We start from the raw sequence: 10539 nt of genomic DNA, 5'->3' as shown, positions 1-10539 counted from the left end.
CCGGAACAACACCCACAACTCATCCGGCACCAACCGCTCAACCAGATCCGCCATGCATCGTTCAACGACTGACCACGCCATAAGAAACGACGTCTTAGTGGTCGGCCGCGGCACTGCCGCGGTCACCGTCCTGGTCGCGACATCGATCATGCCGGTGAGCTCGATCTTTGCGACCACTCCGTCGTCGAGACGGACCAGCACATCCAGCGGTGTCGAGTCGATCTGCACCACCTCGCCCGGCGCGAACACCGTCCACCGCCCGAACGGCGCCTTCGCCCCATGAGCGCGCGAGCGCCGATTGCGGGCCGTTGCCGAGACGGGGTTGCCGTGTGACAGCTTGGCCAGCAGCCGGTAGAGCGTCGCCTGCGAAGGCAGTTCGACCGTCGCGCCGTTCTCCCGCAGGATTTCGCTGGTCCGCCAGATCACATAGGTCCCGGTGCGGGTGGAGTCGTCCTTGCCTTCCTCGATGGCCTGCCGCATGGCCTCGACCACCGCGTCGTCGACCGTCCGGAACTGCGGGCGCTTGCGCACCGGCCGGCGGTCGGCCAGTCCCAGCAGCCTCTCGGCCTGGTAGCGGCGGCGGAAGTTGCCGACCGTGCTGACGCTGACCTGGTAGCCGGCGGCCGTCAGTTCGGCAGCCTTGGCCCGCTCGCGCGCGGTCAGTGAGCGGCGGGCCGGATCGTACTCGGGCCGAGGACCGGCATCCTCACCTGCGGTCGGTTCGACGCCGTGGAGGACCTCCAGGATGTGCACCTCCCACCACAGGGCCTTCTCCCTCGCATGTTCCGGAAGCGCCTCCAGCAGCGACACCGGCGGCAGCGGCATCCGCACCGGGCTGCTGAGCACCTCGAAGCTCTCATCGCCCAGCAGCATCGCCAGCGGAACCTCCCGCGGCGAGTCGCCCTCGCCGGTCAGGGTCACCGCCCGGGCGGACACCACGAGCACCGCCCGCACGTGCCCGGCGAACCGCACCCGATCGCCCACCTTGATCGCAGATGGCCTCGACAGCCTGCGCATCTGGCTCCCCTCACCGCGTGTGTCCGGCCTCGGAGACAACAACAGGCCCTGCCCTCGGCTCTCCTGTCCAAGCCCCTCGGCCATCCCGTCGGACCTATGCACCACAGTGCCATTGCTCAGCAGGGCCTCACCAAGATCGGCCCGAAGGGCCCCGGTCCAGAGCAGGTGGAACAGCACCGGCAGAGCCGACAAGACGTCCCCGGCCTCCCCGGCGCCCGCCCGCAGCGGGCGAGGCCGGCGGAAGACGTCCACCAGCCGTTCGGACGGCTCCGCGTACGGCGTCGGCGGCATCGTGCTCGACTGCCCCGCTCGCACGGTCCCGGAGCTGGTGGAGTGGACGCTCAAGGAATCCGGTCTCGGTGCCGCGAAGCTGAACCGCCACGGCAAGGACTCCGACCCGCTGATCGTCCTCACCGCCGCGGCCGCCGCGAAGCTCGGGCTGCCGGAGCGCCTGGAGGACCGCAGGGGCCTGCGCCTGGAGGAGGACCACCCGGTCGTCAAGCAGATCAACAAGGCGAAGTGGCAGCTCACGCAGCGCGGTTTCGGCCCGTGGGCGCGCGTCTACCGCAAGGCTCAGGGCTCCCAGCGGCAGTGCGTGCAGCTCGCGGTCCTGCCCTGGGACGCCCTCGACGAGCGGTCCTGGCCCGGCGTCACGGACATGGAGCCGGCCGACATCGCCCGCGTCCTCGGCGTCTACGCGACCCGGGTCATCACCCCGCGCGGCGGCACAGCGGTCACCGGCCTGGAGCTGATGACCGCGCTGCGCCCGCCCACGCGCCCGGCGCAGGACCGGGAGACCGGCAACTGGGTGAGCGGCCACAACCCCGGCTCGCTGGGTACAGAGCCGATGGACCCGGCCCCGCCGGAGGGCAGGCCCGAGCACCCTGCGGTCCACCACTCCGGTTGGACGGGCGGCTTCCTGAAGGAGGAGGCGTACCAGTGGGTCCGCGACGTCGCCCTGCTCGGCGATGAGGAGTGCCAGTTGCCGTTCGCGATCGGCCTGGACTTGAACACGGCGTTCCTCGCGGCCGCGGCGAGGCTCACGGTCGGCCTGTCGGAGCCGGTGCACTTCATGAACCCGGCGTTCAACCCGAAGATCCCCGGGTCCTGGCTGGTGGACCTGAGCCATGTGGAGATGGACCCGCGCCTGCCCTCGCCGTTCACTCCGACCGGCGAGCGCCCGACAGGACCGGCCTGGTACCAGACGCAGACCGTCGCCTACGCCCAGGAGCTCGGCCACAACGTGGCGCCGCTGGAGGCGTATCTGCGCCGCGAGACCGGCGCGTACCTCGATCCGTGGCACGACCGGCTCAGGACGGCGTACGTCGACACCCTCGCCGACCTCGGCGTCACCAAGGACCTGTCCGACACCGAGTTCCTCGCGGCGATGGAGCGGCACAAGCGGGCCGACCCGGCCCTGGCCGCTGTGCTGGCCGCGATCAAGGGCACGGTGAAGGGTGGCATCGGCAAGCTGTTCGAGGGCCCCCAGGGCAAGGGCTACAGGGACGGCGACCCGTGGCCGGCCATGCGGCGCCCGACCTGGCGCCCGGACATCCGCGCGGCCGTCATCAGCAAGGCGCGCGTCAACATGCACCGCAAGCTCACCAACATGGCGAAGATGACGGGCCTGTTCCCGCTCGCCGTGCTGTCCGACTGCGTCGTCTACCCCTCGCCGGGCGACAGCCCGCTCGCCTTCCTGCCGTACGCGGCGTCCGGCAAGCCTCAGCCGGGCGGCTTCCGCCTCGGTCCCACGCCGGGCCTGGCCAAGCTGGAGGGCGTCCAGTCGATGCTGTGGGCGGTCGACCTGATGGAGAAGGGCTACAACCCCGCCCGGCACATCAAGGGCGGCGACGCCGTCCTGGACGAGGGCGAGTAGACCGTGGCCACCGACGCCGACAGCGCGGCGTCGCTGCGTGCCCCCGACGGCCAGGACCCCGCCCCCGAAAGGAGTTGAACCGTGGCTGGAGAGATCGAGGACGCCATCGAGCGGGCCGACCGGGAAGCCTTCACCCGGGAGCCGCCGAAGACGCTGAAGGGCCAGATCGGCTACCTGCTCAAGCAGTTGGGCAGTGCGAAGGCCGTCGCGCAGGAGCTCGGTGTCACCGCCGACTCCGTGAACCGCTACCGGCGCGGGGCCCGTAAGCACGCCCGCGCCGACGTCGCCGCGAAGATCGACGACGCGGTGCGGTCCCGCTGGCAGCCGCAGGTACGCAAGCGCCGGCGGAAGCAGGCCGCCGCCACGGGCGGGATCACGGTGGAGACCCGAGCCCGGTTCGGCTACACCGCCCCGGTCGGCTCGACCGACGACGGACGCTTCCGCCGCCTCACCGTCCGTCTCCCCGCGACATACGCGCAGCGCCTGTTCGACGCCCGCGACGCCGGGGCCGGCGACCAGGAGATGCGCGGGATCATCGCCGAAGGATTCAAGGACATCTATTTCCAGGACGGCGGCGGCCGCGCCATGGGACTGTCGGACGTCGAAATCAACGACATCGACTACCTGGATCTCGACTACTGAATTCAGAGCCTCTTTGCGGCGGGCAGCAATGCTGTGACCGAGCGCTTCAGTTGGCGAGTGGGTGTGCGGGTTGGCGACTTGAGCGGGCAGCTGTGACTGAGCATCAGGGTTGACGCCGTTCGCCAACTCCCGTGCTCAGTTCGGTGCTCCTTCGCGTGAGCCCGTACGTGCAGGGCAGCTGTTCTGCGGCTCGCGGTCGCGCGGATGCGGGGCCTTCCACGGCGGGCGAGGGCGGCCCTACCAGGGCAGCATGGGGACCGTCGGTCAGCGTCCGGGCAGTTCGAACCCGAGCGCGGCCTCCAGCGGTCGTGCTGGTAGACGGCCGCATACAGGGCCTCGCTTTGGGCCTCGTCCTCGAACCGGCGGATCCACACGGAGCCGTCATCGTCCTGGGCGCTGACCCGCGTCCGCGCCGGCCAGCGACCTGAGCCGGCCCGCCGGCAGTGGCTCTGCCCGGCGACCAGTCCGGCCTCCGGGGCCCTCGGGCCAGCTTCCGTCCACCGGCGACCAGCCCCAGCTTTCGAGCGTGGGTGATGCCCGCACGGCTTCCGGGCTTGTTCGGGCCGCAGAACAGCAGCCGCCCGCTGAACGCGCGGCGACCGGGCCGCACCCCTGCGCACGCCACGTCTCCTTGGCTAGGGTGCGACCATGGCCACCGCCCGCGCCCACGAACCCGTCCTGCTGGACCCCAAGGGCCCGGTGATCACAGCAATCGCGTGCAGCGTGGGCGCGGTCCTGTTCCTGGGCGCGGGAGGGGCCTTCGTCTGTGTCACCGTCCGCACCGCCGCCGACCTCGGTGAGACCAGCAGTGGGTGGGTGTGGGCCGGCGTCGGCCTCGCCCTGGCCGCGGCGTTCATCGCCTGCGTCGGGTTGTCCACCATCCTCTTCGCCCGCGCGGAACGGCGGGCCACGCTCCAGCTCGCCGCCCTCGGCGTCGACGCGACCGCCCTGGTTCTGGCGGTCGCCTCCGCCCCGCCGACCAACGACAACTACTACCAGGTCCGGCTCCTGATGCGTATCAGCGGCCCCGGTTTCGAACCCTTCGAGTGCGGCAACGAAGTACCGAAGTACCGGTTCGGCAGCGCCACGCAGGGGACGGTGCTGCCGGCCCGGGTCAATCCCGTCACCCGCGCGTTCACCATCGAGCGACCGCCTGCGCCCCCGGCCCCCGGAGCCGGAGGCGCATGAAGGCACGGTGGCCGTGAGGACTCACCCGACGGCTTCCAGGGCGAGGGAGCCGTCGCACGGTCCGTGCCGATGCCGCACAGGGCGGTGACCGGGAGGACGCTCCGGCCGGGCAGGCTCGGGAAAAGCCGGTCGCACATCTCCTGGATCTCCGACGGCCTGTCCCCGGGGTGGGGTGCCAGGGAGAAGCCGCAGTTCCCCACGACCTCCGTGGTGACGCCCTGACTGATCTTGCTGGCGTCGATCTCGGGCAGGAACGGGACGGCGTCCGCGTGCGAGTGCGCGTCGATGAATCCCGGGGCCAGCGCCAGGCCGTCGGCGCCGACGATCCGGTCCGCCGCCACGCGGGACAGGCTTCCCGGGGCGGCGACGGCGGCGATCACCCCCTTCACGAGGAGCCCGTCCCCGGTCATCGCGTACGCACCGGACTCGGGCGACGTACGCGCCGGACGTCGACGGCGCACGCAGGATGCTGGCAAGCGGGTGGGAGTATCGAGCGATGGCGAAGGAATGTGACACGAAAGGATCGCGGTGCGACCGATCCCGACACCCGCGAGGGCCGAGCGGAGCGTCATGGACGTCCTTACGGAGACCGACCTCGAACTCGTCGACGCCGTCCAGATCAATCCCCGGGCCAGTTGGGCCGCCATCGGCTCGGCGCTCGGACTCTCGCCGGTGACGGCCGCGCGGCACTGGAAGTCCCTGACCGCCTCGGGGGCCGCGTGGACCTGCGCCACGATGGGGTCCGACTGGGCGCGCGGCGCGTTCGTCGAGCTGGCGTGTCCCCCAGGCGGGACGGACGAGATCGTCCGCCTGCTGTGTGAGATGCCCGAGGTCCTCACGGTGGGGCGCACCACCGGTGACTTCGACCTCTACGTCATCTCGGTGTCCCCCACGGTCCAGGCGCTGCGGACCTTTCTCTTCGAGACGGTGGCGAAGCTGGACGTCAGGCGCGTCCGCTCGCACGTCTACTCGCAGATCTTCGGCGGCCCCGCATGGCGGCTGCGCGTCCTGAACCGTACGACGGCCGCGCGGGTGCGGGAGGAGTCCCCCCGGCAACTGCCTCACAGCGCGGTCGACCCGGAGGACCACCGGCTCTTCCTCGCGCTCGGGACCGACGCGCGGCGTCCCTACCCGGAACTCGCCGAAGAGCTCGGGAGCACCCCGCAGGCAGTCCGCCGCCGGCTGGACCGGATGCGCCGGCGTGACCAGATCGCCTTCCGCGCCGACATGGCACGCCCGCTCGCCGGGTTTCCGCTCGCCGCCCTGCTGTGGCTCCGGGTTCCGGACGCCGACGTGGAGTCCGTGGGGCGCGATCTGGGCCGGTGGGCGGAGGTCCGCTTCTGCGCTCCGGTCGTCTCGGCGGCGAATCTCGTGCTCATCGTCAATCTGCGTGCTCCCGAGCACCTGGACTCCTTCGTCGGAAAGCTCCTCTCCACGCACGCGGGCGTGGAGATCGCGGACCGGCGTCTGGTGCTGCACCTGGAGAAGGTGCACGGGCATCTCCTCGACTCCGAGGGCCGGTCCCGCCGGGTCGTTCCGGTCGATCCCTGGGTCGGCGGGGCCGAGGGTCCGGACGGGCCGGGGCCGGCCCGGCCCTGAGCCAGCCCTCGTCCTCCCTCCTGAACAGGACCCCCCCGACCCCGACCCGGCCGCGTCCCGCCGGAGCCCGGTGCCGTGGTGCGTCCCGCCGGGCGCGGTGTCGCGATGCGTCCCGCGGCGTTCCCCCAGGCGACGGATCCTTCGCCGTCGCCCCCGGTCGCGTCTCTTTCCTCCATCTCGGGCGGTCTTCGCCGTACCGGCGTGAACATCACTCATGCCACGCGCACGCCCCGAACGGCCTCAGGCGGGCGCCACTCAGACAGACCGGCCGACGGAGAACGGAGCGATCAAGCGTGCCCATCAGGAAGAAGGACCGGACCACCGCGATCTCGAAGAGCATCGAGACCGGCAAGCGCCATCCGCTGCACTACATCGACTCCCGCCGGTACGTGCAGCACAACGTCAACCTCGGCGACGGCCTCGGTCCGCTCCTGCGGTTCTTCGACGAGCTGCCGGAGGGAAGCAGCAAGGTCAACCCGGTCCGGGCCTTCGAGGACGGCGACATCTCCTTCGCCCACATCGAGTACCACCTTCACGGCTACGGCCACGTCGCCGGATTCGAGGTCCACCGCTGGGAGGACGACCGGATCGTCGAGCACTGGGACAACCTGGAGCCCGTGCCCGAGGAGGCGGGATCCGGCGGCAGGACCGTATTCGACGGGCCCACCGAGCCGACCGACCTCCACAGGACGGCGTCCAACAAGCGGCTCGCCGAGAGGTTCGTCCGCGAGGTGCTCGTCGCGCGGGCCGTCGAGGCCCTTCCCGAGTTCCTGGCCGGCGGGGAGTTCGCGCAGCACAGCCACCGCTGGGGCGACGGCGTCGAGGAGCTGAAGCGGCTGCTCACCACGGACGACGGCGAGGACGCCACCGTGCATCACACACTGCACCGGGTCCTGGGTGAAGGTGACTTCGTGCTGACGATGAGCGAGGGGACCGTCGGCGGCGTCCACAGCGCCCTGTTCGACCTGTTCCGCCTCAGCGAGGACAAGGTGGTCGAGCACTGGGAGGTCGTCGAGCCCATCCCGCCGCGCGACCAGTGGCAGAACGACAACGGCAAGTTCTGACGGTGTCCGTCAGCAGGCGCGGAGGGAGTACGAACACCATGTCAACGCGGAACCCGGCGCTGGAACGCGTCGTCCGGGCGGCGAGCCCCGCGGCGGAGAAGACGGTCGTGCACACCGGCAGTGAGGGCCTGGACGTGACACGCGTCCCGCTCACCGTGGCCGGTGACGAGGTGATCCTCTACACCGCCCGTCCGGCAGGCGGCACGAAGCTGCCCGTGGTCATCGTCCTGACCGAGGCCTTCGGAATGCACCCCTACATCGAGGACGTCACCCGGCGCTTCGCCCACGAGGGCTACCTCGCGGTGACTCCCGACCTGATGATCCGTCAGGGCGACGCCGCCGCTCTCGTCGACGACGTCGGCCGTCTGGTGTCCGATCTGCTGCAGCACATCCCCGACGAGCAGGTGATGGCGGACATCGACGCGGCGGTGAAGTGGGCGGTCGCCAACGGCGGGGACAGCACGCGCGTCGGCCTCAACGGCTTCTCCTGGGGCGGCCGGTGGGCCTGGCTCTACGCGGCGCACGCCCGCCTGAACGCCGTGGTGTCCTGGTACGGCGTGCTCGACGACACCACGAGCGGACTGCATCCCGGCAGAGAACTGTTCCCGAAGCATCCGATCGACCTCGCCGCCGAGCTCAAGACGCCGGTCCTCGGCCTCTACGCCGGGAAGGACGCGGTCATTCCCGTCGCCGGCGTCACCGGTATGAAGGCCGCGCTGGAGCCCCGTCCGGCAGACGCTCCCGAGGTGGAGTTCACCGTGTACCCCGAGGCCGTCCACGGCTTCCACGCCGACTACCGCGACGACTACAGCCCCGTCGCGGCACCCGACGGATGGCAGCGGGCGCTCGGCTGGCTCCGTCGCCACGGAGTGTGATGAAGCCCCGCCCGCCGGAGAGTTGTCCCGCGATGGCCCGGAGGGCCCTTCTTCTTCCGTAGCCGGAAGGGGGCGGGATCACCGTCGATCGCAGACCGGCGTCGTAGTGCCCCGCCGCCCCGTATCAGGCCGATGCTGCTCCTCTACTCGGAGTGTTCGGTCGAGGAGAAGTACATGTTCGCCGTCGGCAGGAACATCAGCACGACAGCACCGGCAACGAGGACGACCGGACTGACACTGATGAAAAGATCGTATATGACGTCCATCATGGTCTCTTTATGGAATTCGCCCGTGTTCATACTGTTGACCAGGAAGAACATGACGAGAGCGCCGGAGGCGGCGAGTGCGCTCCGCGCCCATTTACGGCCCTCGCGCATCTTGAAGACGAAGAACAGGAACAAGGCGCTGGTGAAAACCAGAAATCCGGCGGACATGGCCACTTGCCGGATCGCCCCACTCTCGCCCATTTCATTGCGCATTTCGTCGAGCCCCGAGGGGGAGAGGACGAATGTGTCCAGCACCCAGACGGCGGCGTCCACGACAATCGCCGCGAGGAGCAGCAGGAAGGCTGTTTCCACTTCCCTGGGGCGCGTCCTCCTCTGATCTGTTTCCGGCTTCATCGTCACTTTTGTCTCCTCTGGTAGCCCGATCCTCCGAAGAGACGATCAACTCCGCCGAGCGGTTGCCCAGCCGGACAACGGCCTGAAGCACTGTCAGGGACAGCGGTGGGGCGGAACATCGTTTCGCCCCCCCTGTCCCGCCGGTCACCGGCCGAAGTGCGGCCGGACCGTGCGGGCCGACGACCGGCGGGCCGGGTGATCACCTGGCCCGTCCGGTCGGCGTACGGCGCCGCGCCGGTACCCGCGCGAGGACCTGGGCCCGCCTGTCGGGGCAGGGCCTACGCGCGGTACCCGTCCGCGGCGCTCACCCGCGGCGCGGGGACGACGTACGGCGGCGTACGGAGGACCGGTCGGAGGAGGACCGCTCCGAGGAGGACCTGTCGGAGGACCACCGGTCGGAGTACCGGTCCGCGGGCCTGTCGGGGACGCTGTCCATGCCGCCTCCCTCGTCCTCCCCCTCGCCGTCGTGCAGGGGAGGCAGTTCGACGGTGTAGCGCGGCTCCAGGAAGATGCCGTGGTGCTGCGGGCGCGTGTTCTGCGCGGACGCGGCGGACGGTCCCCGCATCGGATCCTGGCGGGACGGTGAAGAAGGCATGCACAACCGTTCGGAGAGTGGGGCGGCCGCGCGGCCCGAATGCCGATCGACCCGCTGGAGAGGTGTCTACCTCATCCTTCCCCGTCATGCACAACCGCCGCTCCCCGGGGGGGCCGTGCGCTCCTTCGCCGCGCGCTGCGGACGCACCGTGTACGCGGGGTCCTCGGCGGAGGCGATACCGGCCGCGAAGACACCGAACCGGGTACAGGCCGAGCCCGCCAGCAGCATGGCGCCGCTGCCCATGGCCAGGGTACGGCTCCGCCGCCCGTAGAGGGCCGCGCCCGCCGCGCCCGCCACCGTGAGCAGCCGGGCGGCGCGCAGAAGCTGTCCCGCGCGTCCCTCGCGATATGTCTCGGCGACCATGCCGAGCCGCCGTTCGGCCACCGACATGGTCGCGATCTCACCCACCGCCGCCAGCACGGCGGCGCACCGGGCGGGGCCGCTCTCGCGCGGCGGCGCCACGACCAGCGCCATCCCGGACGCGGCGGCCGTCGCCGACGCGACGAAGACATAGGGGAGTTCACGGTGGACCCCGTGCCAGGCGGGTACGGCGGTGTTCGCGGCGAGGACCGCCGTGTACGCGGCCACCGGGGGCCCGAACAGGGCCGCCGCGCCGGTGGCGGCGGCCCCCGCCCGGGGCAGCCGGCCGGTGGCGGCACAGAGGGCCGCCACGCCCGCGCAGGGCGCGTAGGCGGAGAGCAGCCAGGAGCCGATACTCATCGGCGAGGTCGGTTTGACGACCCGCAGCATGTTCACGAACCGGCCGGGCCGTCCGAGATCGTTCACGAGCGCGGCGGCGGAGAGCGTGATCGCGGCGAGCGAGGAGACCTTCATGGCCCTCGCCGTGGCCGTACGGCCCGTCATCTGCGCGCCCGCGGCCAGCACGGAGCCCGCGCCCGCGAGTCCGCCGAGGAAGAAGTAGCCCGCGATGTCCCGGGCCGACCAGCCGGGGGCCTTGATGACGGGCCGTCCGTAGTACGAGTCGAACGTGGCCCGGGGCACCATCGGTTCCTCGGCGTTCCGTTGGTGCCGACGGCGGCCTGAAGTCCTCCCGCCGGAGGTC

9 protein-coding genes and 1 pseudogene are annotated in these 10539 nt (G+C 71.0%); 6 read left to right on the top strand and 4 right to left on the bottom strand.

Annotated elements, in window-relative coordinates:
- A pseudogene (locus ACFYYH_RS22955) lies at positions 1–1017 on the bottom strand (integrase); the annotation flags it as partial.
- A 19-nt stretch (positions 1018–1036) separates the two neighbouring features.
- Between ACFYYH_RS22955 and tap the strand changes: the two are divergent.
- The 6 genes from tap (at position 1037) to ACFYYH_RS22925 (ending at position 8261) form a co-directional block, all read left to right on the top strand.
- Complete coding sequence (gene tap / locus ACFYYH_RS22950; RefSeq protein WP_388554009.1) at positions 1037–2893, top strand: telomere-associated protein Tap; 1857 nt, start codon at positions 1037–1039, stop codon at positions 2891–2893.
- Between the two features lie 81 nt (positions 2894–2974).
- Positions 2975–3535: a telomere-protecting terminal protein Tpg gene (gene tpg / locus ACFYYH_RS22945; RefSeq protein ID WP_388554007.1), complete on the top strand. Its 561-nt coding sequence runs from the start codon at positions 2975–2977 to the stop codon at positions 3533–3535.
- Positions 3536–4183: 648 nt separating this feature from the next.
- The gene (locus tag ACFYYH_RS22940) at positions 4184–4723 is read left to right on the top strand and encodes a hypothetical protein (RefSeq protein WP_388554005.1); all 540 of its coding nucleotides are present in this window, start codon (positions 4184–4186) and stop codon (positions 4721–4723) included.
- Between the two features lie 570 nt (positions 4724–5293).
- The gene (locus ACFYYH_RS22935) at positions 5294–6322 is read left to right on the top strand and encodes an Lrp/AsnC family transcriptional regulator (protein WP_388554001.1); all 1029 of its coding nucleotides are present in this window, start codon (positions 5294–5296) and stop codon (positions 6320–6322) included.
- Between the two features lie 293 nt (positions 6323–6615).
- Positions 6616–7386, top strand: a complete 771-nt coding sequence (locus ACFYYH_RS22930) for a hypothetical protein (protein ID WP_388553999.1) — start codon at positions 6616–6618, stop codon at positions 7384–7386.
- Between the two features lie 38 nt (positions 7387–7424).
- Entirely contained in the window at positions 7425–8261 is an 837-nt protein-coding gene (locus ACFYYH_RS22925; protein WP_388553997.1) for a dienelactone hydrolase family protein, read from the top strand.
- 143 nt (positions 8262–8404) lie between these two features.
- Here the strand turns inward: ACFYYH_RS22925 and ACFYYH_RS22920 are convergent, their stop codons facing one another.
- From ACFYYH_RS22920 to nrfD, 3 genes are all read right to left on the bottom strand, one after another.
- On the bottom strand, positions 8405–8887 hold the full coding sequence (locus tag ACFYYH_RS22920; protein WP_388553995.1) for a hypothetical protein: 483 nt from the start codon (positions 8885–8887) through the stop codon (positions 8405–8407).
- 298 nt (positions 8888–9185) lie between these two features.
- On the bottom strand, positions 9186–9446 hold the full coding sequence (locus ACFYYH_RS22915) for a hypothetical protein (RefSeq protein WP_388553992.1): 261 nt from the start codon (positions 9444–9446) through the stop codon (positions 9186–9188).
- 114 nt (positions 9447–9560) lie between these two features.
- Entirely contained in the window at positions 9561–10481 is a 921-nt protein-coding gene (nrfD, locus tag ACFYYH_RS22910) for an NrfD/PsrC family molybdoenzyme membrane anchor subunit (protein WP_388553989.1), read from the bottom strand.
- Positions 10482–10539 lie beyond the last annotated feature (58 nt).

The organism is Streptomyces sp. NPDC002018, assembly GCF_042890865.1.
GTDB lineage: Bacteria > Actinomycetota > Actinomycetes > Streptomycetales > Streptomycetaceae > Streptomyces.
This window is presented reverse-complemented; position numbering and strand designations above follow the sequence as displayed.

What these genes read in the sequence shown, in the direction of transcription:
- ACFYYH_RS22940 (WP_388554005.1), top strand. Translation starts at nt 4,184, where the DNA reads ATGGCCACCGCCCGCGCCCACGAACCCGTCCTGCTGGACCCCAAGGGC.
- ACFYYH_RS22925 (WP_388553997.1), top strand. Translation starts at nt 7,425, where the DNA reads ATGTCAACGCGGAACCCGGCGCTGGAACGCGTCGTCCGGGCGGCGAGC.
- ACFYYH_RS22935 (WP_388554001.1), top strand. Translation starts at nt 5,294, where the DNA reads ATGGACGTCCTTACGGAGACCGACCTCGAACTCGTCGACGCCGTCCAG.
- nrfD (WP_388553989.1), bottom strand. Translation starts at nt 10,481, where the DNA reads ATGGTGCCCCGGGCCACGTTCGACTCGTACTACGGACGGCCCGTCATC.
- ACFYYH_RS22915 (WP_388553992.1), bottom strand. Translation starts at nt 9,446, where the DNA reads ATGCGGGGACCGTCCGCCGCGTCCGCGCAGAACACGCGCCCGCAGCAC.